Source organism: Streptomyces sp. G7(2002) (genome assembly GCF_028870195.1).
GTDB classification, from domain to species: domain Bacteria; phylum Actinomycetota; class Actinomycetes; order Streptomycetales; family Streptomycetaceae; genus Streptomyces; species Streptomyces nigrescens.
Genome location: NZ_CP102609.1, coordinates 1,941,927 through 1,965,884, shown reverse-complemented (window position 1 = coordinate 1,965,884; position 23,958 = coordinate 1,941,927). Strand labels below are relative to the sequence as shown.

Genomic DNA, 23,958 nt, shown 5'->3' with positions numbered 1-23,958 from the left:
TCAGGCACCTCCCGCGTCGGTGAACCCGTGGTGCGCGATCTCCAGCGTCTCGGTCGCCACACCCGGGCTGGACGGGTCCAGGCTCGGCCCCTGCCAGCGCACGGGCAGTACCTCCACCAGCCCCCACTGTGCGACGACCGAGCCGTCGGCGCGGAGCGCGGCGATCTGCGCGGTGGGCCGGCTGATGCCGGTGGCGAGGGACGAGATCCACGCGGCCACACGGGCGGTGTCGGCGGTGAGCGGGCGGGTGAGACGGATCGTGGAGAACGTCACACGGGTGGGCAACTGCCAGACGAAACCGTTGTTGCCGCCCTCCTGCCGCTGCTCCACCTCCACCTCGGAGGCCAGGCCGTCGCAGCCGTTGAACAGGCCGAGGTCCTGGCCGTCGATGGTCAGCTTGAAGAAGACGGTGGAACCGGGGTCCTGGGCCTGGGGCATGGTGGGTGGTTCTTTCGGGTCAGGTGGTGGACGGGGCTGGAGGGCGGCGGGGTTGGAGGGGGACGGGGACGGGGCTGGTGGGCGACTGGGCTGGAGAGGGACGGGCGTGGGGTCAGCGGCCGTGGTCGCGCAGTCGTCCTATGCGCTCGCGGTCGCCGCGCAATTCGGCGCGGAGCAGGCGTGAGAGCGGGGCCACCAGCCGGCGGGCCAGGGCGTCGAGGGTTGCGGGGTCGGTGGGGGTGGGGGGTGTGGTGGAGGTGGTGGGGTCGGTTGAGGTGGGAGTGGTGGGCGTGGTGGGCGTGGTGGTGGGGGCTGTTGGGGTGACTGGGGTGGCTGGGGTGGTTCTTGGGGTGGCTGCTGCGGGGGGTGGGGGTGTGGGGGCGGCCGTGGAGGAGCCGAGGGCGCGCTGGACCGGACGGGAGGTTGCTGCCGCAGCGGGGCCGGGGGGTGTGGCTGACGGTGCCTGTCTGGGGAGGGCGGCTGACGTGAGGAGCTGGGGGGCCGGAGCTGGGGCTGAAGCCGGGGTGCCGGGAGGGGTTCGCATCCCCGGAGCGGTTGGCGCATGCCGCACCACGGGGGTGGTGGGGTGGTTCGGTGCGGTCCGGACCGTACGAGAGGGAGTGTGCGAGGGGCTCGGTGTGCGTGCCGGCGCCGATGCCGGTTTCTGCAGGGCGACGGCAGGGACGGCCGTTCGTCGGGGTGACCGTCCCGCTGTGCCGGCTGGGCTCTTTGCGCTCTCCGTGCTCGTCGGGCTCGCCACGGTGCGGAGGGGGACGGCGGGTGCCGCCTGCACGCTCAATCGCTGCACCGCTGCGGGGCCGGTGGCCTCCGCCCCCTGACCGGTGGGCCGTTGCCGGGTGATGGGGTCCAGCGCACGGGCCGACACGAGCGGCGCTCGGCGGGCGGGGAGGGGGGTGGTCAGGGGAGGGCGAAGGGCGCTGGTCGTCAGCACTTGCTTCGTGGGGGTGGGGGAACCCTGGGCGTGGGATTGCGGTGTGCGGGGTTCCTGTGGGTGGGATTCCTGTGGGTGGGGTTCCGGCGTGCGGGACTCCGGCGTGTGGGATTCCGGCGTGTGGGGCCCCGGCGTGTGGGTCTTGGATGTGCGGCTCTTCGGTGTACGGCTCTCCGATGTACGTGTCGTCGTCAACGGCCCAGCGGAGGTGGCACGTTCGATGGCCGTCGCGGAGCGCTGCACGGGGGCGGGGGCGGGGGCTGCGGCTGGAGCAGGTGTTTGGGGCGTTGTGGGTATTTGGGCCGGCGTCGAGGGTGCTGTTCGTGCTGGTGCTGCTGTCGGTGTCGCTGCTGGTGCTGGTGTCGCTGTCGGCGTCGGCGTCGCTGCAGGGGCAGGCGTCGGTGCAGCGTCCTGGCGGCGAATCGCGGCGGGCTCGGTGGGCACGCTGGTGGACTCGGCGGGTGCGCCGATCAGTGGCTTCCGTCGGATCGTGGGCTGCGTGGGCTGTCCGGGGGGCGGCGTACGTCCCTTGTCGGCAGGAGGCATGGCCGGTTGCGCGTCGGTCGCAACGTCCTTGACGGGGCTCTCGGTGTCCGCACTCGGGAGCAGCGGCGCTCCAAGTCCCAGGCGCCGACTGCCGGTTGCTGAGGTCCGCCGCGCGGGCCGGTGGCCCTCTTCCCTCGCTGCTCGCTGGACCGGCGGACGCGTTCGGTCGCTGTTGCTCGTGGCCGGGCCTGGTGCCGGGCTCGTGGCCGGGCTTGGGGCTGCCGGGCTCGGGGCCGCGTGATCGCTGGTGTCGGCGTTCGCGCGTGAGGGCGTGCTCGCGGGCGAGGAGGGAGGGGAGACCGGTCGTGGGTTCGGGGCAGCGCTCGCGCTCGATGCTGTGCCCGGAGCCGACGAGGTCGAGTCACCGCTCGGCGCCGGGCCGGCGCCGGGTGCGGCGTCCGTGCTCAGGGCGGCCTCCGGCGCGCTGCTCTGGTTCGGGGCGCTCGGTCGGCGTCGGCCAACCGCCCGCCGCTGTACGACCCGTTGAGGGGTGTCGGGCCGTACAGCGGCGGGGGCCGGTGCCGCACCCTCGCTCGCCGGTCCGGCTGCAGGGGTGCGGGGTGAGGGAGACGAGACAGGGGGCGCCGCTTCCGGAGCCGTCGTGGCCAGCGGAGCCGTCGTGGCCGCCGGCGCCGGCGCTTCGGTGCGTTGCAAGGGCGTATTGGTGGGGGAGGGAGTGGTGTCGCTGCTCCCCGGATGCGACGAGGTGGCCGGCCGCAGCCGACGCGGTGGCATCGGGACCTTGCCTGCCGAGGTGAGCGGGGACCGGCCGCCGACGGCCTTCCGTACGGGCATGGGCATGGCTACCGGCATGGCTGAGGGGTGGCCGGCGGGCCGCACTCCACGCGACGCGGAGCGAGCGGCCTCACCTCCGCCACCGGGTACGGCCTCGGCACCGGGCACGGTCGTGGCACCAGCGGTGGCCTTGCCACCGGGCACACCCGTGCCACCCCCACCCGCACCGCCGGCACTCCCGGCACCCCCGGACGCCGTCTCGGTCACCGCCGACCTCGGCTGTCCACCCCGCCGGGCCCCCGACGGCACGGAGGACGGCGTGACGGGCAGCGCGGCAGACGGGGCAGACGGGGCAGACGGGGTGACGGACGGCCCGGCCGCCGACCCGGCCGCCGAGGCGACCGGAGGCGCGCCCGGCGACATGGCCGACGCTGCGCTCGGCGCGTCGTTCCGCGGGGTCGCGGACGACGTCTCGCTCCCCGAAGCCGGTTGACGGGGAGCGCGCGCGGCAGTCGCCCGGGGGCGCGGAGCACCCGGCGACGCCACCCGCTGTACGGGGGCCCCGCCTTGGGATTCGGTAGGTGCCGCCTCTTGGGTCCGGGGACGTGCTGCACGTTCGGTCCGGGTAGGAGGAGCATCCGTCGACGCCGCCCGTTGTACGGCTGCTGCACCTTGAGCCTGGCTACGTGCCGCCCCGTGAGTCTGGTTACCCGGATCACCCGCCGACGCCGCCCGCTGCACGGCCGCCCCACCTTGATCCTGGCTCCGCGCCGCACCCTGAGCCTGGGCACGCGGCGCACCCGGCGACGCCGCCCGCTGCACGGCAGCCCCGCCTCGCGCCTCGGTACGCACCTCACCCCCAGGCCCGCCATGAGCCCCGGAACTAACCCCGGCGCCCTGCCCCGCGCCCATGTCGCGTGCCTCGCCCGTGCCTCGCCCCGCGCCCAAGCCACGCCCGGCGCCCGCACCTCGTCCGGCACCCGCCCCCGGCACGGCAGCGAACCCCGAGGCCGCCCCCGCGCTCCCGTCAGCCGTCTCGTCCACCCGCCCCGCGACCGGAAGTCGCAAGGCCGGCAGGCCCAGTTCGGCGGGGCGGCCGACGACGGGCACCAGCGCATCGCGCAGGACACCACCGGGTGCCGTGGCACGGACGTCGTGCCCCAGCTCCCCTCCGAAGGAGGGGTTGCGGTGCGCGCTCAGCGACGCGGCGAAGCCGGCCTCCGCGACGGTGCGGGGCGCCCCCAGGACCCGCTGGATGGGGGGCGCGGCGGACCAGCCGCCACCGCCGCCACCGTCCGCGCTCCCGGCCGGAGCCTCCGCGGGCGTCCCGACCTCAGGCCCCTGCGCACGCTCCGCCTCCTGGGCACCCCGCGACCCCCGCCGCCACCTGAACAACCCCATCCTCAGTCACTGCTCCCGTTCAGCCCGCTCCACCAGGGCGGCGATCTGTGACACGTACGCGCGCCGGTCGGCGTGTTCGAGGTCGAGGATGTCGTCGATGCCCCAGTGGAAGTGGTAGGCGAGATAGGCGACTTCCTCCTCGATACGCCCGGTCGCGTACGTCACGATTCCCCCAGGCGGCTCCCGGCCAGTTCCACTTCGAAGGGCTCCTCGCAGTGCGGGCAGGACACCGCGGCGCGCGTGTGTCCCTCCGCATTGATCTGCCGGTAGAAGTCCTGCAGAAAGGCCAGATCGGAGGCGAACATGTTCTCCACCGTCCCGTCGTGCACGGATGCGAGCGTCCCGAGCCGGGTGATGACCCGGCCCAGCAGCACGACCGACAGATACGCCGGGTTCTCACGCACGCGCACATCCCGCAGTGGGATGAGTTCGTCCCGTGCGGTCGCGAGCCGCATCGCGCCGTTCCGGTGGACGGTCCCGGACTCGTCCACGAATCCGCGCGGCAACTCGAACTCGAATTCCGTACGCAAGGGCTCACGTTGCTGTTGCGCCCCCGCCGGACCGTCGCGCCGCATTACTCGATGACCAGCTCTTCGAAGACGATGGTGACCTGCTCGGTCAGCGCGGCGGCGTCGCCTGCCTTGACCCCGCTGGTCTCGACCTTGCTGCACCAGGCGTTGCGCATGTTGTAACGCTTCACGGGGTTGTTCTGGTAGTCCATCATCATGATCGTGGCGTTCTTACGGGCCGAACCCATATCGCCCGCGATGGACTTGTTGATCCACTCGCTGAACGCGCCGCTCTGCGTCATACCGCGGGTCACCGTGCATTCGCCGGCCTTCTTCGTGCCGGGCATCTTCTTCACGACGGGCTTTCCGTCCGCCGAGACCTGCTGGTACTCGATGACGTCCTGCTCCATGGTCAGACCACTGACCTCCTGCAGATATTCGACCATCACGCCGTCGATCTGCAGGCCGAAATTGTGTGAGGTGAGGGCATCACCGGGCTGAAGGGACAAGGTGGTTCACTCCTGTTGAGGGAAGGAAAAGGGTGATGAGTGGTGGGTGAGAGGAGGGGAAGAGGCTGTGGCTGTTACTCCTCCAGCTCCCCGCCGCCGCCCGAGAACTGGGCGAGCCGGAAGACCACGAATTCGGCGGGCTTGACCGGTGCGATGCCGATCTCGCACACGACCCGTCCCACGTCGACGGATTCGACAGGGTTGGTCTCCGCGTCACACTTCACATAGAACGCGTCCTCGGGGCGCTGTCCGAACAGGGCGCCCGAGCGCCACTCATTCACCAGGAACGCCGAGATGTTGCGCCGGATACGGGCCCACAGCGCCTGGTCGTTCGGCTCGAACACCACCCACTGGGTGCCGATGAGAATCGACTCCTCCAGGTAGTTGAAGTAGCGCCGTACGTTCAGGTAGCGCCAGGCCGGATCGGAGGCCATGGTCCGTGCGCCCCACACCCGGATTCCGCGGCCGGGGAAGGCCCGGATGCAGTTCACGCCGACCGGGTTGAGCAGATCCTGCTCACCGCGGGTGATCTGCAGTTCCAGGTCGATGGCCCCGCGGACGATTTCATTGGCCGGGGCCTTGTGGACGCCACGCTCGGAGTCGTTACGGGCCCATACGCCGGCCATGTGGCCGGACGGCGGGATGATGCGGGTCTGGCCCGAGGCCGGGTCGAAGGCCTTGATCCACGGGTAGTAGAGCGCGGCATAGCGGGAGTCGTAACCCGCGATCTCCTGGCGCCACTTGCGGATGTCGCGCGCGTTGAGCGCCGGCGGCGGGTCCAGGATCGCCATCCGGTCGCCCATCAGCTCGCAGTGCGAGATCAGACCCAGCTGGACGGCCTTGACCTGCTCCAGGTCGATCAGGCCCTGCTGGTAGGCGGCCATCAGGTCGGGTACGGCCACCATGTTGACCTCGTCGAGCGCCTCCAGGCCGCCGAAGCCGGTGCGGTCGGCGGAGTCGCCGATGAACTGGCCGGAGGCGAGCTGCTCGACCGCGCCGGTCCCGGCGGGAGCGGCGGGCGCCGGGGCGGGCGGGGCCAGTGTGACGGCCTGCGCGTCGGGCTTCGTCACCTGCGCCGCCGGGACGGCCTCTTCGATGGCAATCGCCTTGGACCGCTGCTTGACCTGCGCGACGACATAGTTCCGCGAGCTCTTCTTCGCGCTGACGTCGAAGCTCTCGACGACCTTGTCGCCGTCCCGGACGACCAGCTTGAAGCGGTCGGCGCTGCCCTCGCCCTCGACGTCCTGCACCTCGACGGTGAGCGCCCCGCCGTTGGCGGAACCGGCCGCGATCGCCGAGACCTTGAAGGCCCCGAGGGCGGTCGGCTCCCCGGCAGTCAGCGCCCTGGGGGTCTGAGGGGCCGCGGCGGCCTGCGGCTCTCCCTCGCCGGTACCGCCGACCCGCACGACATACGCGGCCGTTCCGCCGTTGTTGAAGAACCCGTACACGGAGTGGGCGAGGTAGTACCCGTCCGTGAACTCACCGAAGGCGGCCACGTACTGGGACCAGTTCGTCACCAGGGTCGGCTCGTTGAGCGGACCGGTGGGAGCGAGCCCCACAAAGGCCGCCACCGACGTCCCGACCCCTTCAATGGGCCGCGATCCGCTGGCGACTTCCTCGACGTAGACGCCGGGGGAGAGGTAGGTGGGCATGTTCTGTACTCCCTGGATATGCGAACTGATCTGTTCGGTGTTTCTCGTGCTGCGCGAAGGCGAGAGGAACTGATGGCGATGGGGATCAGGGCATCGCGTACTCGAAGGTGGAGGTGAAGGAACTCATCGAGGTGGCCGCGATCTTGTCGCACCCCTTGTAGAACTCTTCCGCGTCGTTCGGATCGAAGCCGTTGGCGGAGACCAGCTGAGCGAGTGCCTGGTACTCGTTGAGTGCTCGCTCCTTGAAGTCCCCGTCCTCCTGGTCCACCTCCGCATCACGGTGGAACTGGGAGTCCTTGGAGCCACCGGTGGCGGAGTTCCCCTTGGCCTTGGCGAAGACGGCGTACTTGGTGAGGGCTTCGTGCAGCGTTCCGGCCGATCCGGAGACGACCTGGTTGAAGGCGGCGATCGCCACGGTCGGGTTGGCTGCGGCGCGGCGGAATTCTGCGCCCTGGATGATGGCGACGATCTTCGCGCAGTACTTGCGCCCGTCCTCGCTCATTCCGTCGAAGTCGTATCCCGGCTCGGTCAGGGCCCGGATGAAATGCTTGGCGAGTTCCTTGTCGGACAGGCCGGTGCTGTTCCCCGCGCGGGCGAAAAGTGCGTCGTACTCGCCTTCCTGGGGGCCGCCCAGGACGAAGTTTCCGGTATGGCCGATGGAGTAGGAGTTCCCGGTCGGCTTGTGTGTGAACGGGTTCACCATCTTCTGGCGGTTACGGAAACCATCCAGGTCCTGTTTCGTCCCGCGTGAGGAAAGCCGCCGGCGGACCTCGGCGAGGCGATGGATCTGATCGGCCTGAGGGAGGTCCACTTCCATGTGATCCGGATTCGACGCACCGGTCTTGATGGCGGTGGGAACCACTGGCGGAAGATTGGCTGCCGCCGCCTCTCGGACCCGCCTTTCGGCGGAATCCAAGAGCTCCTCGTACGACGGCCAGCGACCGAGGTCCCGCTCGTCGCTCGCCATCTTGATGATTTCGTCCCGGACCTCTTTCTTGAATGCGTCGTCCCACCGGGCATGGCGTGCCTTGCCCTTTGCCATGAGGGCGTCGAGGGGGAGGACATCTTCAGCGGCTTTGACGGTCTTGTTCGCCATTTTGAACGTGCGCTGCACGGGACGATGCCCGTCCGCGCTGCCGTGGTCCGGGGCGTGCGCGGGATCGGCCGTCCGCTGCACATCTGCGGAAAGCACCCGGCTCGCCGTGGCCTCCGCCTCTTTCTCGAACCGGTCGGACGGATCGCTCACCTTCGTCCCGTCGCCGCGGTCGGTGCCCGCGACCGGGCCGTTGCGCTGCTGGATCACATGGGTCAGTTCGTGCGCGAGCATGTGGCGGCCCGCCGCGGAGGATGTGTTGTAGCGGCCGCGCTGGAAGACGATGTGCGAACCGGAGGTGTACGCATGGGCGTCGACGGACTCGGCCGACTCATGGGCGGAGGCTTCGGTGTGCACCCGCACGTCGGAGAAGTCCGCGCCGAGGCGGGTCTCCATGTCGGTGCGGACCGGCTCGTCGAGGGGGCGGCCCGGTGCGCGCAGGACCTCCTGGACGGGCGAACGCTGCACGGTGGAGGGCCCGGTGTGTCCGCAGCCCGCGCCGTGCCGATGCTGCTCCTGGCCGGCCAGAAGGGCCGAGAACGCCGCGTTGCCCACGGTCCGTTGAAGGACGGCGGCCGCCTCCGGGGTGAGGCGCTCCGCCTCCCCGGCCGCGGCCAGGCGAGCCGCGTCGGAGGCCGGGGAAGGCGTCGCACGGACGGCGTGCGCCGCCCCCGAGCGGTCGCTCCCCGCGCCGGGCTGCCGGTCCTGTGCCCGCACGATGTTCCTCCCCCGTCACGATTACTGCTGCTTTGCTCCCTACGCTTTCGACCTTCGCGGACGGGCGGTTCCGGTTGTAGAGACGAACGGGCCCCGTCGGGGGCAGAGCGCTTTGCCCGTTCGGTCACGCGGTGGGCGCCGACCGTGACGCGTAGGCCTGGTTCTTGGCGCCGATGACCTGGTCGAAGGACTGGCCGGTCCCGGCCCGGCCGTACAACTCGAAGTAGCCGAGGGACTTGCCCTGCTGAAGTGCGCTGGTGCGGTCGGCGGCGGTCTCGTACGTGAGGCTGTCGGGACCGTCGCGCAGGAGGACGGCGGCGAAGTGGTTCGCCCAGCCGTCCGCCGCCGCTCCGGTCAGGTCCACGAAGTGGTTCTCGCCGACGGCGGGCGCGTCACGTCGCACGCTGAGCCCGCCGTCCGGCGGTGTGCCGATGAGCTGGGCCGCCGCTGCCTTGCAGTCATTGGGGAGCGTGATGAGCAGCTCCTGTACCTGGGCCTCCTGGTTCTCGACGGCGGGGAGCCCGGCGAGGAAGTCGGAGGTCAGGCTCGGCATGATGACGGCGAGGTCGGTCAGGCCCTCCCGGCCGGTGCGTTCCGGGTAGGGGAAGCGCGCGGCGACCCAGCCACCGCCCATCGTGGCCACCGCCAGCTTCATGGCTTCGGACCGCAGGCCGTCGACCGTGGAGCTCCGCGGTTCGGCCCGTGCCTGGAGCGCCGTCACGATGCGCCGGGTGAGCGCGACGAGCTGCCGGACTTCCGGGGGGTCGGTCAGGGACCGCAGATACGCGGCGCGCTTGTCGCCGCGCTGTGCCGCACTGTCCCCGGCCACGGGCTCGTGACCGGCGGCCTCCGGGTTCCGGCCGGCGGCCCGTACGGCGGCCGCGGCCCTGGCCGCGTCCTTGTAGACGGGCAGTACCCGGTAGAGGGTGCGCTCACCGGCCCGCACCGCCGCCCCGCGCTCCAGGGTGATCGGCACCTGGTCCTGGGCGTCGAGGCTGTGCGCGGCGGCGGTGATCATGTCCGCGTCGGCGTAGGCCTCGTGGCGTCCCCGGATGGCGATCCCGCCGTGCGCGGAGACCTTGTCGAAGCCGAGGGCGGCCTCTCCCTCCGCGTACCGCTGGAGGTGCAGTGGGCCTCTTGCGCCCTCCGCGGCCGGGGCCAGGGCGCGGGCGACCGCCGCATTGCCCGCGGCCCGTTGGAGGGTGCGCAGCGCGTCCGGCGGGTGGGTGGACAGGGCTGCGGCGGGGGTGCGGGGGCGTTCGGGTCCGCGGGGCGCGGTGCGTGGCGCCGATTCCCCTCCCGTGGCCCGCCGTTCGTGTGCGTGCACGAGGGCTCCGTTCTGGCGGCCGGTGGTTCGTGGGTCCGTGGTCCTGGGTGGCCCGAATGCCGATTTTCGGCCTCGGCGGAAATTGCCTCCAGAGGCGGAAGGGGAGCCGAACGGGCAGAGCGGTTGCCCTGCTGAACACCGGTAAGCGTCCGGCCGCACCATCGAGAAGCCCTGATGGCCGGAGAAACGGAGGGATGAGTGGTTGGGCCACTATCGGACGTTTCCCGGGAATCGGTGTCCGTGTGCTGGGCTACGTTGGTATGGCCGGTACATCAGTGCTGGTCCGAAGGGTGGGCGGTGGCAGGTGGACAGGGGCAGGGGAGCGAGCGGGCGGTGCGCGGTGGCGCGGACGTGCTGAAGGGCGCGGAGGGGGTGGGCAGCCCGGACCGGGGCGACCGGTTGCGGTTTCAGCTGCTGGGTCCGGTGCGGGCCTGGCGGGGCGACCACCCGCTGAATCCCGGCCCGCCGCAGCAGCGCGCCGTGCTGGCCGTCCTGCTGCTGCACGCGGGACGGCCCGTATCCGTACCGCAGTTGGTGGACGCGCTGTGGGGCGAGCAGCCGCCGCCGCGGGCGGTGGGCACCCTGCGGACGTATGTCTCCCGGCTGCGCGGCCTGCTGGAGCCGGACCGCAGGCCCAGGCAGCAGGCGCACCTGCTGGTGTCGTCGGGCGGCGGCTACGCCCTGCGGGTGCCCGGCGAGGCGCTGGACGCGTCCGTCTTCGAGGAGCGGCTGGCCACGGCGCGCCGGTTACGGGAGGCAGACGACACCGCGGGAGCGTACGAGCAGCTGAGGGGTGCGCTGGCGCTCCCGGCGGGCATGGCCCTGGCCGGACTGCCCGGGCCGTACGCCCAGCGGCAGCGCAACCGGCTCACCGAACTGTGCGTCACCGCTCAGGAGGAACTCTTCGACTGCGTGGTGGAGTTGGGCGGGCAGGCCGGGGCGATCGCCGGACTGCGCGCCTTCGCCGCCGAGCATCCGCTGCGCGAACGCACCCAGGCCCTGCTGATGCGGGCCCTGCACCGGGCCGGCCGGCAGGCGGAGGCCCTCGCGGTGTACGCGGCCACCCGCCGTACCCTCGACGCCGAACTGGGCGCCGAACCGGGCCGCGAACTCCGCGCACTGTACGAGGAGGTGTGTGCGGGATCGAGGGGCTCTGGAACCGGGTCAAGGCCCGGGCCCGGTACCGGCCCTGTCGGCGACCAGGCCCGTCCTGACCGCGACCGCACCGGTGACAGCCGGGACCACCGGCCTCACCCGCCCCGCCCTGCCAGGAGCACCTCGCGGATCGGCCCACCACCACCCGTACCGGCTCAACTCCCGCCCGACATCGCCGATTTCGCGGGGCGCGCGGAGGCCGTCGCCCAGCTGGCCCCGGCGCTGCGCGGGGCGGCCGGCGTACGGGCACCGGTGGTGGCCACGCTCAGCGGGCTCGGCGGAGTCGGCAAGACGGCGCTGGCCGTGCATGTGGCGCATTCCGTACGGGCCCACTTCCCCGACGGGCAGCTGTATGTGGACCTGCAGGGCAGCGGCCTGGCTCCGGAGGACAGCAGCGCCGTTCTGACGCACTTCCTGCACGCCCTCGGCGTCGCGGAGAGCGCCGTACCGGACGGGCCGGCGCAGAAGGCCGCGCTGTACCGCTCACTGCTCGCCGACCGCGAGGTCCTCGTCCTGCTCGACAATGCCCGCGACAGTGCACAGGTGCGGCCGCTGCTGCCCGGGGCACCGGGGTGCGCGGTGCTGGTCACCAGCCGTGCGCGGACGCTCGCGCTGCCCGGGGCCGACCGTGTCGACGTGGAGGTGATGGCCGAAGGGGAGGCCCTGAGGCTGCTCGGCGCGATCGTGGGGGCGGAGCGGGTGGCCGCCGAGCCCATCGCCGCGCGGGAACTGGTCGCCGTCTGCGACGGGTTGCCGCTCGCCGTGCGTATCGCCGCCGCCCGCCTGACGTCCCGGCCCGGCTGGGCCATGGCCGGCCTCGTGGCCCGGCTGAGCGAGGAGCGGCGACTGGACGAGCTGCGGGTGGGCGACCTGGGAGTGGAAGCGACCTTCCGGGTCGGCTACGAGGTGCTCGGGCCCGGCCTCGCCCACGCCTTCCGTGCCCTCGCCCTGTGCGGTATGCCGTCCTTCTGCCGGGGCGCCGCGGCCGCGCTGCTGGACACCACTGACGACGAGGCGGAGGAGGCGGTCGAGACCCTGGTCGACGCCGGGCTCGTGGAGCTGCACGGAGAGGACCGCTACCGCTATCACGATCTGGTCGGGCTCTTCGCCCGGCGGCTGGGCGAGCGCCATGACAGCCCGTGCGAGCGGGCGGCGGCGCAGCGTCGCTTCTTCGACTATGTGCTGGCCACCGTCCTGACCGCGGTGCGGCTGATCGAGCCGCACCGTGTCCTGCCCGGTCTGCTGCGCCACCCGGACTCCCCGGGCCGTACGCTCGCCGATGCCGACGCCGCGCGCGCGTGGCTGCACGACGCGCACCCGCGGCTGTACGCGGCCGTGGAGTGGGCGTTGGGCGCGGCGCCCGGACTGCTGGGTTCCGCCGTGGACCTCCTCACCGCGTGGTCGCAGGTGCTCGGCGGCACCGCGCGCCACCGCGCCCTCGAACCGCTGGTGCGCCGCGCCGTGGACACCGCCCGGCGGCACGGCGACGACACGGCCACCGCGCACGCCCTGCGCCTGCTCAGGGTCCCGCACCACGGCACCGCCCCGCACTACGGCACCGCCCCGCACCACGGCACCGGGACGTACGCATGGGCAGAGCGCGCGCCAGGGGAGAGCCTGCGGCCGGCCCATGCGTCCGCCGGTCCGCCGGTCAGCGCCTTGGCCGAACGTGAACTGGCCGTCGTGCCCGTGACGACGGACCAGGAGCGGGCGGCGCCGCCGCTGCGAACGGCGGCCCCGGACGGAAGCGAGTACAGGCTCCGGCAGATCCGCTACCGGGCCCGCTGTGCGCTGCGGCGGGAAGGGCCTCCGCGGCAGGCGGCGGCTCCCTGTCGGCAGGCGCGACAGCGGTGCCGTCTCCGGGCCGCCCGCGACCGTGCACGGCTGGGCCCTGGGGAATCCGAGCGTGGCCCGCCGCTCCCGACTCCCGCGCCACCGCCCGGCCGCGGGTGCGGGTGCGGGTCCGCGAATATGGGGGAATGCCGCGGTCGGCCGTCCGCCGCAACCCTGCCGGGGAGCCGCGAGGTGCCGTAAGGACATCCCGCTCTGCCCCCGGCTCTGCCCTTACGCACGCTGACCCGGGCCCGGCGTTGCCGGTTGACTGCACTGGTGAGCATGTGGACTTCACTGGAACCGGCCGCGATCACCGTCGACCCCGGTTCCAACGCGAGGGTAAGGCTGCGGGTACGCAACACGGGCGACACCGTCGAGGAGTACCGCTTGCGGCCGGCCGGCGCCGTAGCGGGCTGGACGCGGGTGGAGCCGGACGTGCTGCGGCTGTACCCCGGGGCCGAGGGCACGGCGGAGGTCGAGTTCGCACCCCCGCGTACGTCGGACGCCGTGGCCGGTCCGACGCCCTTCGGCATACGCGTCGAGCCGGCCGAGCACCCCGAGATCCGCGACGTGGTCGAGGGCCAGGTCACGGTCGGGCCGTTCACCGAACTCCGCTGTGAGCTGGTGCCCCTGTCCGTCCGCGGCCGTTGGCGCGCCAAGGCGTCGGTCGCCGTCGACAACCTCGGCAACCAGCCGCTGACGGTGTCCCTCTCCGGCCGCGAGAACGGCGATGCCCTCACCGTCGAGCCCGAGCCGACCTCGGTCCAGGTCGCGCCGGGCCGCGCCGCCTTCGTGGGGCTCAATATCCGTCCCGGAGCCGTGAGTTGGGTCGGTGGTCTCAACAAGCACCCGTTCACCGTCTCCGTGCAGCGAGCCGGAGTCCCGGAACCGACCGAGCTGCGCGGCACCTACCTCCAGCCGTCCGTGCTGCCGCGCTGGGCGATGGCGGTGCTCTCGCTGCTGCTCGTGGCGGCGCTGGCCTTCGTGGCGCTGTGGTTCAGGGCCGTGCCCAAGGTGTCCACGAGCGCGCGGGAGAAGCCCGGCCAGTCCCAGAAGCTCCCGGAGAAGGAGAAGCCGTCCGAGCCGGCGCCGCCCAAGCCCCCGGAGGAGGAGAAGCCCGAGGAGAAGCCCGAGGAGCAACCCCCGGAGGAGCCCGCCGCTGACGGCGCCGGGGAGCCGGAGGGCCCGACGGAGCAGACCATCCGCTCCAACGCCAACGGCGGCTGGTACCTCCAGGCCAACGGGGGCAGCCAGGAGGACGGCACCCCGATCGGCCAGAGCCCCGAGTGGACGGGTGACCGGTTCGGCCGCAACCAGTGGTGGACCATCCACCACTACCCCGAGGACAACACGGTCGCCCTGGAGTCGGCCAGCTCCCCGGGCAGTGTTGCCCAGCTGAAGGAGAACACCAACCAGGTCGAGCTCTGGGCGGCCGACCCGGAGCAACTGACGTCGGGCAAGCTGCCGCCCCAGCAGAAGTGGCGGCTGATGGACGTGGGCGACGGCCGCACCCGCATCGTCAACATGCGCAACGACGAGTGCCTGACCGACCTGCAGAACGACAAGGGCGCGCTGTCCTGGAAGTGCACCGACGGGCCCGACGCCCGGCAGGACTGGAAGATCGCCGAAGGGCAGTGACACCGCAGGGGCCGGCCGCTACCTCGCCCGGCCCCTGCCGCACCCGGAGGGTCAGTCCCACAGAGGCGACGCGTCCGGCACCAGCCGCCCCATCTTGCGGTACTCGCGCCGCGCCCCGGCCCGGACATCCGCCGCCGTCACCGGCCCGCCGCGCCCCGCCGCGAGATAGCCCGCGGTCACCGCCGCCGACCGGATCGCCCCGCCGGACAGCTCGAACTCCTTGGCGCAGACGTCCAGGCCGAGGTCGTCCGCGCAGGGCGTGGCCGCCAGACAGGAACGCCACAGGGCGAGCCGCCGGCCGTCATCCGGGAACGGGAAATCGACCACCAGGTCCAGCCGCCGGGTGAACGCCTCGTCGATGTTGGCGCGCAGATTGGTGGTCAGAACGGCGATCCCGTCGAACGCCTCCAGCCGTTGGAGCAGATACGCGCTCTCCAGGTTCGCGTACCGGTCGTGTGAGCTCTTGACCTCCGAGCGTTTGCCGAAGACGGCGTCTGCCTCGTCGAAGAGCAGCACGGCGTCCGTGCGGTCGGCCTCGGAGAAGATCCGCTCCAGGTTCTTCTCCGTCTCCCCGATGTACTTGTCCACCACCGAGGACAGCTCCACCACATAGAGGTCCAGCCCCAGTGCGCCGGCCACGACCTCCGCGGAGAGCGTCTTTCCGGTACCGGATTCCCCGGCGAACAGGGCCACCACGCCCCTGCCGCGCCCACCGCCGGTGCGCAGCCGCCAGGTGCCGAGCACCTTCTCACGATGCCGTGCCCGCTGCACCAACTCGTGCAGCAGCGACAGCGGTTCGGGCGGCAGGACGAGCCCGTCGAAGCCGACGGCGGGCCGTACGCGCCGGGCGTGCCGGTCCAGCAGCGGCGCGGACTGCTGACGTGCGCTGTGCTGGATGTGGGCGGCGGTCACCGGCGTCCCGTCGAAGGCGGCGAGGGCGGTGGCCGCACGGGCCGCCCGCCGGATCTGAGCGGCGCCCAGCCGGTACGGCGCAACGGCCGCGGCGAGGTCGAAGCCCTCGTCCACGGAGCCGAGTTCGGTGCTCCAGACCTCGTCCGCCGCCGCCCCGTCGTCCGGCGCGTCCAGCGCGAACAGCCCGGAATCCGGGGCCCAGTCCGGGTCGTACGGCTCGCTTCCGAAGAAGACCACCGGCACGTCCCCGCCCGCCAGCGCCCTGACGAGCGCGCCGGGCCGCTCCGGCAGCGGCCCCACGACGACCGCGGCTCCCCGCAGCCGCGCCTCCCGCAGCAGCGCGCCCGCGAGGCCCGCACCGTCGCCGTGGTGTCCATCGGGCCGGTACCGCAGCACGGGCAGGCCGGCGCGCCGCAGCCCGTCGGTCACCGGTTCGGCGGCGGTACCGGGCCGCCGCTCCCGCAGATGGACGGCGAGCGGCCGCTCGCCCGCGAGCGCGGCGAGCCGCCCGGCGAACGACGCGTCGTCGGTGCGGGCAGCGCTTCCCGTAACCCTGGCGGCTCGCTGTCCCGCCGACAGCAACTCCACCTCACCGCCGCTGAGTTCAGGATCAAGACCCTCGTCCCCCAGCAGATGGGCCACCACCCGCTCCGGCACCCGCAGCGCCCGTCCCGGCAGTGGCCGGTCCTCGTCCTCGATGACGAGCAGCCCGCCGGACAGCAGCGGCGCGCCGGGGTGGAAGCGGGCGCGGGCCCCGGCCTCGTACGGGCCGGGGCCCGCCAGGTCCAGCGCCAGCGCGACCGTGGCACGGCGACGCCCGACATCGTCGTTGAGATAGCCGTACAGCGGCTCGAAGCTCCGGTCCACATCGGGCGCGAGCGCGGCCAGGAGGATCTGCAGGTCCAGGGCCGACAGCCCGAACCGCCCGGCGAGCGCGACCGAGCGGTCCGACGGCCCCGGTGCCTCGTCCGCCGGCCCGCCCGTAGGGGCCCCACCCGCTGTGTACGGCGTGCCCGTGTCCTCCGCCGGCGCTTGCGCGGCCAGCCGTCTGGCCGTCTCCGGGGTCACATACAGCCCGCGCAGCGGATCCGCAGCCGTCGGATCGTCGGCGCTGCGTCCCTCGACCAGCCCGGCCACCCGCTCGCGCAGCCCCGCCAGCCGGCCCCGCAGCGCCCCGCCGGCGTTCTCGGTCACCGTGGCACCGCTCACCGCTGCACCGCTCACTGTCCTCCCTCGCTGTCCTTCGCGGACGGCGAGGCGCCCGGAGCGGACCGGAGCATCCTGGGCGCGGAGTCGCCGGGGACCCCGTCGAGTCCGCGGACGACCGTGACCGCACCCTCCGTGACCGGCGGCGCCACCTCGTACGACGGCGAGACCGGGAAGGGCACGGTGATCACCACGTCCAGGGACGGCTTGAGTTCGCCGCCGAGCGCGGACCAGATGTCGGCGATCGAGCGGGACTCGGGGGGCGGCACCGCAACCGTGAGCGGGATGCTCACCTCCAGCGCGCGGAGCGCCTGCGGCAACGCGGCCGGCGGCAGGATCTCGTGCGAGAGCAGGCACCCCAGCGCGGCGGACAGCAGCCGGTGCTCGTCCTCCGGGCGGGTGGTCCACGCCGTGACCAGGTAGGACAGCCGGAACCAGCGCGGCGGCTGACGTCTGCGCACGATCACGCCCCTGGCGTCCCGCTCCGCGATCGCCCCGCGCTCGCGACGGGCGACGTCCTCGCGAATGTCGTAGAGATACGCATTGAGCGTGGGGGCGTTGCGCCGCGCCGCCCAGTCGCGGGAGGGCGCCTCGAAGGCGACATCCCCCGCGCCGTCCGGCAGCACCCCGCCGCGCAGCACGGACCGCATCGCCTCATCGACTTCGTGGATCACGCGCCTTCCCCCGCCCCGCGACCCGCCGACCGCACATCCTCCGCCAACTCCGTCACCGCTCCACCCTTTGCTTTCGCACCCGCACCTGTTGCTGGATCTGCACCTGCACCTGCACCTGCACCTGCACCCGCATCCGGGCCCGTATCCGTGCCTGCTGCCGGCCCCATCAGATGTATCCCTCTCGCAGCGCGTAAGCGACGGCGTGTGCGCGGTTGTGCAACTGCAGCCGTGTCATCAGGGCGTGCAGAACGTTCTTGACGGTGCGTTCGGAGTAGGCGAGCTTTTCGGAGATCTGCCGGGTGTCCAGGCCCTCGGCGACCAGCCGCAGCACATCGACCTCGCGCTGCGCCATCCCGAGCGTGGGTGCGATGCCCACGGGGGCGGAGGTCGTCACCGACCGCCGCAGCCGCCCCACCTGTGTGAGCAGCGTGCTGATCAGGTCCGGCGGCAGGTCGCCCTCACCGCGTGCCGCGTTCTGCACCGCTCGCAACAGCCGCTGCGGGGTGGCCTGATGACGCCAGAGTATGGCCCGCACGCCGTACTCCACGATCGTCATCAGCTCCGGCTCGCGCAGATCCCGGGCGATCAGCACCACGCGCTGTTCGCCGCCCCGTACGAGCCGTCTCAGCTCCGTCGCGGCGATCTCGTCGAACCGGTCGATGGGCATGATCGCCACGGCCCCGACGGCCTGCCCACCGCCTTCTTTCTCTCTCCCCCGCTCCGCCTGTTCCGCCCGTTCCCTGGCCGCCGCGCCGCCCTGGTTCTGGACGATCTCGACAGCGGGCTGGTGCTGTAGGTGACTGACGACCCCGGCCCGACTGAGCGGGTCGGAAGCGTGCACCGTCACCGTGACACGTGTATCCAGCACTTGTGTTCCTCGTCTCGCCCCCGTTTACCGACAGCCGCAGAATGCGCGAAGGCAATCAACAAACGTTTACCGGGCAATCAACGCCGGAGCGGAACCCTCCGGCACGACAGGCGAAGAGGGGCACGAGAAACGGATCGCAGGGGGAGGAAAGCGGCGAGGAGCCGGGGGTAACGCGCGGTGCGGGCGGGCGCGTTACCCCCGTGGCGGGAGTCCTACCGCGAGGTGGAGGCCGACCGCTCCGGCGCCGGCGTCTGCGACGGGTTGCTCCGCGGGTGCTGCGGGTTGAGGAACCACTTACGGGCGGAGGCGAACCACCAGGTGCCGGCGAAGACCAGCACCACACCCACGGTGAGCGGGGCGTAGTTGAACGTCTCGATGGTCACCGGGCTCAGCTGGGGCAGCATGAACAGCACGGTGATGATCACGACCCAGCTGACCGCGATCAGGCCCACGGGCTTCGACCAGCGCCCCAGGTGCCAGGGACCGCGCCGGAAGTTCTCTCCCTGGCGCAGCCGCAGCAGAGTGGGCACCACGTACGCGATGTAGAGGCCGATCGTCGCGATGGAGGTGACGGCGGCGTACGCGGTCGTGTTGAACAGGTACGGCAGACCGAGGACGAACGCACCGCCGGCGGCGAGCCACACGGCGTTGGTCGGGGTGCGGGTCCCGGGGTGGAGCTTGTGCCAGACGGAGGAGAACGGCAGCGCCCCGTCGCGGGAGAAGGCGTAGATCATGCGGGAGTTGGCGGTCACCGAAGCCATCCCGCAGAACAGCTGGGCGCCGATGATGACGAGCAGCATCAGCTTGCCGGTGCTCGCACCGAGCGCGTCCAGGAAGATCTGCGCCGGCGGCACACCGGTGTCCGACTCCAGGGCGCCGTTGTAGGACTGGATGGCGAAGGTCAGGCCGAAGAGCAGCACGAATCCGGCGGCCCAGGACACGACGATCGAGCGGACGATGCCCTTCGGCCCCTCGACCGAGGCGTTCTTCGTCTCCTCCGTCATATGGGCGGACGCGTCATAGCCGGTGAACGTGTACTGCGCCATCAGGAGCCCGATGAGCGCGACATAGACCGCGGAACCCCAGCCGGTGTTGTTGACGAACTCGGTGAAGACAAAACCGGGGGACTGGTGCTTGTCGGGGATGATCAGCAGGGCACCGACGATCACCACGACGCCGATCAGATGCCACCACACCGAGACGGTGTTGAAGAAGCCGACGACGCGCACACGGAAGGTGTTCACCACGGCGTGCAGCAGCAGGATCACGCCGAAGAGGGTGATCGTGTGGGCGGGGGTGGCCGCGTAGCCGAACTGAAGGTTCAGGTAGGCGTTGAGGAACGACGCGGCGCCGAAGTCGATGCCCGCGGTGACGGCCACCTGGCCGAGCGTGTTGAACCAGCCGGTGAACCAGGCCCAGGCCGGGGCGGACTTCTGCGGGGCGAGCTTGTGCGCCCAGAAGTAGAGGCCGGCGGAGGTCGGGTAGGACGAGCAGACCTCCGCCATGGCCAGGCCGACGAACAGGGTCATCAGGCCGACGAGGACCCAGCCCCACATGATCAGGGCCGGCCCGCCGGTGTTCATACCGAAGCCGTACATGGTCAGGCAGCCGGACAGGATGCTGATGATCGTGAAGGAGACGGCGAAGTTCTGCCGCCCGGACATTGAGCGGTCCAACGTCTGGGCGATACCGAGTTCGGCGAGGCGTTCCTCCTCCGTCTGCGTGACGCTTGGCATGTCCAATGGCATGGCTGGGCCTCTCCTGTTGGTGGCGCGGTGACGTGCGGAACAACCTCGGTCGGCGCTACGGTCCGGACCCCTTGACCGCCCACTTCCGATGCCGGGCGAAGAGCTGCTGAGCGTCTCCGCAGTAACTCCACGGCACATCCGTGGCGTACGGGCCGATGGCGTCGAACACCTCGGCCGCCGCCCGGTGCTGATTCGCGAAGGACATCGCGTGGGCCAGGTAGTTGGCGTCCTCGTGGAAGGCGGCGTGCGGCATGGAAGGGGCCCGGTACGTCCACCAGTTCACCCACGCCTGCTGGGTCGACGGGTTGTCCGTCCAGGGGTGGACCGTCAGGCCGTACCGGTGCCCTTCCTTCTTCATCCGCGTGCGGTGCGACTCGGCGAGCGCGACCAGCGGCAGGACGTGCAACGGCATCCCGCGGGGGACATGGGCGCACCGCTCCTGCGCCCAGTGGAACATCTCGCCCGCCACGCCGTGCCAGTCGGGGAACATGTAGGTGAGCAGCTCGTGGTGCGCCTCCCTGTTCCACGGGTCGCGTTCCTCGACCTCCTGCCACACGCTGTGCACCGTCTCCCGCCACTGCCGGTCGCGGTCGGGGGAGTGGTAGCGCAGCAGGGCGAGCATGACGACGTACGGCGTCGGATCGGCCGGCAGGGTGTCCCCGGCGGCATGGCAGGTCTCCCAGGCCTGTTCCATCTCCGGTCCGCTGCCCTGCCCCCGTGGGCCGGCCATCGAGCGCAGGGCCAGGACGGTGGCGAGAAGGGCCAGGGCGTGCGGCGAACGCGGTTCGGCCTGTGCCCAGGTGTCGGCGAAGGTGAGCCGCGCCCCGGCGCGGGCGAGTACCTGGAGGCGGAAGATACGGCGGTCCCAGTCGGCACCGGTCGCGGTCAGCAGTTCGCGTGCGCCTTCCCACCTGCCCATCGCGGCGTCCTCCACCACTGCGCGCAGGCGAGTGTCGTCCCGCGCCGGATGCCGGTCGAAGGCCGGTTGGCGTCTCACCGTTGTCCCGTCAACGGTCTCTCGGGCGAGGGGAACAGGTCCTCACCGTGCGCAAGGGGCGTGTCAACGGGCACTTTTCAGGCCTCCGGGTGGGCGTCCGCCGTGTCGGACGCCGACGTAGGGGGAGCGCGTCGCGCTGAGCGAACGACCATGGGGCCGGCAGGGCGCGTATGCCCGGCGTCCTTGACGGGCGGGACAGCGAGGGCATCGGGCGGGGCGGCGATGCACCGGGCCCACGCCGCTGGTGAGGGGCCTGCCCGGACACCGGTGGGGTCCGGCGACGGTGCCCGTGGGCCCCGGGTCCGGCCCTTGCCGGGCTGTCTCGTGCGCAGGCGAAAGCCCGATTCGACCTTGAGGGGCAATCACCGCAATCTCCTGTACGTGGCATGCATGTGCTGCGCAAGCGGACTGTCAACTTCGTTCATGAAGTGCTGACTTGAGAAAGAAGACTATTCACTGAGGAACCTCGGCGCACATTTCTTCGGGGATAAATCTCAGGCGATGTGGCGCCCTCGTCGGCGCGTGGGGGGTGTTCGCGCTCCCCTGGGACCTATCGGTCCTTGCCGCAGGGCGAGTTGACCGCGCCGGCCGGTACCGCGCCGAGAAGCCCTGGACCTGCACTCCGAAGCCTTGGCCAACGCATTTTGGTCACGGCATCATCACAGGTTCTTCACTTCATCTATTTCGATGTTCAACCACTCGCTACTCTTCCGGTTCCAGACACCTAGGGGGAATCGTGGCGTATCAGCAATATCCGTCCCAGCCCGGACAGCAGCCGCCCACGCCGCCCGGCATGTACGCGTCGCCACCGCCGAAGAAGATGGGGGCCGGCGCAAAGATCGGCATCGGATGCGGCGGCGCCTTCGGTGCGCTCGTCCTCATCGGCGTCATCGCCGCCGCGGTGGGCGGCGGCGACAGCGGAACACAGGCCGAGAACAAGCCCGGCAAGACCGCCACCGCACCGGCGAAGGAGCGGGCGAAGGGCAGCGCCGAACCGGCCGAAGCCAAGCCGGAGGAGAAGCCCGAGGAGAAGCCCAAGGCGGCCCCCAGGTCACCGGCCGACCGGTTCAAGGCCTTCGTCACGAAGAACGGAAGTGCCAACGAGAAGGCGGCCATCGGGCACGTCACCAAGGTCCAGGGCGCCGAGGAGCAGAACGACATCCTCGACTCGGTGGACATCTACACCGACTTCACCGGCGGCCTGATGGGTCCCCACCAGAGCGAGGGCAAGCTGATCGCCTCCGCCTTCGCCGACTGGAAGGACTCCAAGAACGGCCTGGTCACCGTCTACGACGTCAAGGGGGAGCTCCTCGCCAACGGCAACTTCTGACCGCCCTGGCGCGACAACACCACCTGTCTCTCCGGTTTCAGCCGGGCGGCGGCTCGCGACCGTGGGCAGGGCCATGCGTGCAGGGGAGCATGCAGTCGCCAGGCAGGGGGGCCACTTGTCCAGAAACCAACGACCGATGTCGCCGGAGGAGAAGAAGAACACCCGGCTCGGCTGTGCGGTCATTGCCCTTCTCGTGCTGCTGGTTGGCGGGTGCGTCAACTTGATGGACGGCGAGGGCGGCGGGGACGGCTCGAAGTCGTCCGCCAGTAGTTCGGTCGCCGATGCTTCGGACGCTTCCGACCCTTCTGCTGACGCGTCCGATGGATCGGACGAGTCCGACGCATCCGACGCCTCCGACAGTGACGCCGACACCGTCACGGTGCCGGACTACACCGGCCGCAACCTCCAGGAGGCGCAGGACGACGCGCAGGGCAGGGGTATCTACCTGCTCAAGAGCGATGATCTGTCCGTCCGGCAACGCCTGCAGGTGTGGGACCGGAATTGGCAGGTGTGTGACCAGGAGCCGGCCGCCGGGACGGTCATGGCGGACACGGAAACGCTGACGTTCGCCGTCGTGAAGACCGGCGAGAGCTGCGACGATCCCGACGAGGCGGCATCCGCGGGCGACGACGGAACGCCCGAGCCCACGGAGGAGCTGACCGAGGCCGGCAGTTCCGGCACCTCCGGCTCGTCCGCCTCCTCCGGCGCGGACGCGAGCGACTCCTCCGGAGGTTCCAGCTCCTCCGGTGGTTCCAGCTCCTCCGGGAGTACGGGGAGTACGGGCTCCGAGGGTGGCAACACCTCTACGACTGGTGGCGAGGAGCAGTCGCAGGCTCCGGCAGGTGCCTCGGCGCGGTGCAACGACGGGACGTACAGCTACAGCCGGCACCGGCGGGGCACCTGCAGTCATCATCACGGGGTCGCCGTCTGGCTGAGGAGCCTTCCGGCTTGAACGGGTGCCCGTCCCGGGGCGACGGGGCGTAAGGGGCAGGGCGTATGGGACGGGCTGTAAGGGGCGGGGCACGTACGGGCACCTGGCCGTGCAACCTTCATCGGCAGTGGGCGGTCTTCACGACACCATCACACATTGCCAGGGGGACTGATCATGTCGTACTCGCAGCAGCCCGCGCCGCCCGGCCGGCAGCCCCGCCCCTTCGCGCCGCGGCGGGCCACCGAGCCGCCGGAGAAGAAGCACGCCACCCTCAAGATCGCAGTGGGTGTGGTCTGTGCGTGCATCGTCGTCGGGCTCGGGGCCGCGGTGGGCGGCGGCGGCAAGAAGACCGAGGTGGAGCCCGCACCCGCTGCCACGGTCACCGTCACCGCCAAGATGGCCAAGGCCCACGCGGCGAAGCCGAAGGGCGGCGCGAAGCCCGCCGAGAAGGCGGCGGCGCCGACGGGCCCGGAGATCATGGTCGGCCAGGGCAGCTACCTCGTCGGGGAGGACATCACCGCCGGCACCTACCGGACCGGCGGCCCGGCCGCATCCGATGTGCCGCTCTGCTACTGGGCGCGCGCCAAGGACTCCAGCGGTGACATGGACAGCATCATCGCCAACGGCACCCCCCAGGGCCCGGCCCGCGTCACCGTCAACAAGGGGGAGACGTTCGAGACCAACGGCTGCAAGGAGTGGACCAAGGTCCGCTGACCGGCTCGCCGCAGCTCAGGTCGCGCTTTTCGGTGGCCGCGCCGTCGGCCGTCATGGGCCGACGTGCCGAGCC

Annotated in this window: 18 protein-coding genes; 6 read left to right on the top strand and 12 right to left on the bottom strand. The window is 71.6% G+C overall.

Going from position 1 to position 23,958, the window contains the following annotated elements; genetic code table 11:
- Positions 1-438, bottom strand: a complete 438-nt coding sequence (locus tag NUT86_RS07675) for a phage tail protein (protein WP_018087545.1) — start codon at positions 436-438, stop codon at positions 1-3.
- Between the two features lie 2,441 nt (positions 439-2,879).
- On the opposite strand from NUT86_RS07675, the gene NUT86_RS07670 reads away from it, so the two are divergent.
- Positions 2,880-3,164: a hypothetical protein gene (locus NUT86_RS07670; protein WP_274734317.1), complete on the top strand. Its 285-nt coding sequence runs from the start codon at positions 2,880-2,882 to the stop codon at positions 3,162-3,164.
- Positions 3,165-4,078: 914 nt separating this feature from the next.
- Here the strand turns inward: NUT86_RS07670 and NUT86_RS07665 are convergent.
- From NUT86_RS07665 to NUT86_RS07640, 6 genes are all read right to left on the bottom strand, one after another.
- A complete protein-coding gene (locus NUT86_RS07665; protein WP_164764585.1) occupies positions 4,079-4,237 on the bottom strand; it encodes a DUF6760 family protein in 159 nt (52 codons plus the stop codon).
- Positions 4,234-4,647, bottom strand: coding sequence for a hypothetical protein (locus NUT86_RS07660; protein ID WP_109888413.1), 414 nt, complete (start codon positions 4,645-4,647; stop codon positions 4,234-4,236). The genes NUT86_RS07665 and NUT86_RS07660 overlap by 4 nt, the downstream gene beginning before the upstream one ends.
- Positions 4,647-5,090: a phage tail protein gene (locus NUT86_RS07655; protein WP_018087540.1), complete on the bottom strand. Its 444-nt coding sequence runs from the start codon at positions 5,088-5,090 to the stop codon at positions 4,647-4,649. The genes NUT86_RS07660 and NUT86_RS07655 overlap by 1 nt, the downstream gene beginning before the upstream one ends.
- Before the next feature lie 74 nt (positions 5,091-5,164).
- Positions 5,165-6,742, bottom strand: a complete 1,578-nt coding sequence (locus NUT86_RS07650; protein ID WP_018087539.1) for a phage tail sheath family protein — start codon at positions 6,740-6,742, stop codon at positions 5,165-5,167.
- 85 nt (positions 6,743-6,827) lie between these two features.
- Positions 6,828-8,552: an eCIS core domain-containing protein gene (locus NUT86_RS07645; RefSeq protein WP_401851845.1), complete on the bottom strand. Its 1,725-nt coding sequence runs from the start codon at positions 8,550-8,552 to the stop codon at positions 6,828-6,830.
- A gap of 124 nt (positions 8,553-8,676) precedes the next feature.
- Complete coding sequence (locus tag NUT86_RS07640) at positions 8,677-9,879, bottom strand: hypothetical protein (RefSeq protein WP_159489679.1); 1,203 nt, start codon at positions 9,877-9,879, stop codon at positions 8,677-8,679.
- A 297-nt stretch (positions 9,880-10,176) separates the two neighbouring features.
- Here NUT86_RS07640 and NUT86_RS07635 point away from each other — a divergent pair, with 297 nt between their 5' ends.
- Both NUT86_RS07635 and NUT86_RS07630 read left to right on the top strand, forming a co-directional pair.
- Positions 10,177-13,068 (top strand): AfsR/SARP family transcriptional regulator, encoded by a 2,892-nt coding sequence (locus NUT86_RS07635; RefSeq protein WP_274734304.1) that lies wholly within the window; start codon positions 10,177-10,179, stop codon positions 13,066-13,068.
- An 81-nt stretch (positions 13,069-13,149) separates the two neighbouring features.
- Positions 13,150-14,505 (top strand): hydrogenase expression protein, encoded by a 1,356-nt coding sequence (locus NUT86_RS07630; RefSeq protein ID WP_274734302.1) that lies wholly within the window; start codon positions 13,150-13,152, stop codon positions 14,503-14,505.
- A gap of 51 nt (positions 14,506-14,556) precedes the next feature.
- Here the strand turns inward: NUT86_RS07630 and NUT86_RS07625 are convergent, their stop codons facing one another.
- The 5 genes from NUT86_RS07625 to NUT86_RS07605 form a co-directional block, all read right to left on the bottom strand.
- A complete protein-coding gene (locus tag NUT86_RS07625; protein WP_446750754.1) occupies positions 14,557-16,641 on the bottom strand; it encodes an ATP-binding protein in 2,085 nt (694 codons plus the stop codon).
- Complete coding sequence (locus NUT86_RS07620; protein WP_274734300.1) at positions 16,638-17,297, bottom strand: DUF4255 domain-containing protein; 660 nt, start codon at positions 17,295-17,297, stop codon at positions 16,638-16,640. The genes NUT86_RS07625 and NUT86_RS07620 overlap by 4 nt, the downstream gene beginning before the upstream one ends.
- 166 nt (positions 17,298-17,463) lie before the next feature.
- Entirely contained in the window at positions 17,464-18,165 is a 702-nt protein-coding gene (locus tag NUT86_RS07615; RefSeq protein WP_274734298.1) for a helix-turn-helix transcriptional regulator, read from the bottom strand.
- Between the two features lie 212 nt (positions 18,166-18,377).
- Positions 18,378-19,901 carry an amino acid permease gene (locus NUT86_RS07610; protein WP_274734296.1) on the bottom strand — a complete coding sequence of 508 codons (1,524 nt, stop codon included), beginning with the start codon at positions 19,899-19,901 and terminating at the stop codon, positions 18,378-18,380.
- Between the two features lie 67 nt (positions 19,902-19,968).
- A complete protein-coding gene (locus NUT86_RS07605; RefSeq protein ID WP_229838306.1) occupies positions 19,969-20,910 on the bottom strand; it encodes a hypothetical protein in 942 nt (313 codons plus the stop codon).
- Between the two features lie 736 nt (positions 20,911-21,646).
- Here NUT86_RS07605 and NUT86_RS07600 point away from each other — a divergent pair.
- The 3 genes from NUT86_RS07600 (at position 21,647) to NUT86_RS07590 (ending at position 23,885) form a co-directional block, all read left to right on the top strand.
- Positions 21,647-22,240, top strand: a complete 594-nt coding sequence (locus NUT86_RS07600) for a hypothetical protein (protein ID WP_323182529.1) — start codon at positions 21,647-21,649, stop codon at positions 22,238-22,240.
- A gap of 136 nt (positions 22,241-22,376) precedes the next feature.
- Complete coding sequence (locus tag NUT86_RS07595) at positions 22,377-23,192, top strand: DUF3761 domain-containing protein (protein ID WP_274734293.1); 816 nt, start codon at positions 22,377-22,379, stop codon at positions 23,190-23,192.
- Between the two features lie 153 nt (positions 23,193-23,345).
- Positions 23,346-23,885 carry a hypothetical protein gene (locus tag NUT86_RS07590; RefSeq protein ID WP_274734291.1) on the top strand — a complete coding sequence of 180 codons (540 nt, stop codon included), beginning with the start codon at positions 23,346-23,348 and terminating at the stop codon, positions 23,883-23,885.
- Positions 23,886-23,958 lie beyond the last annotated feature (73 nt).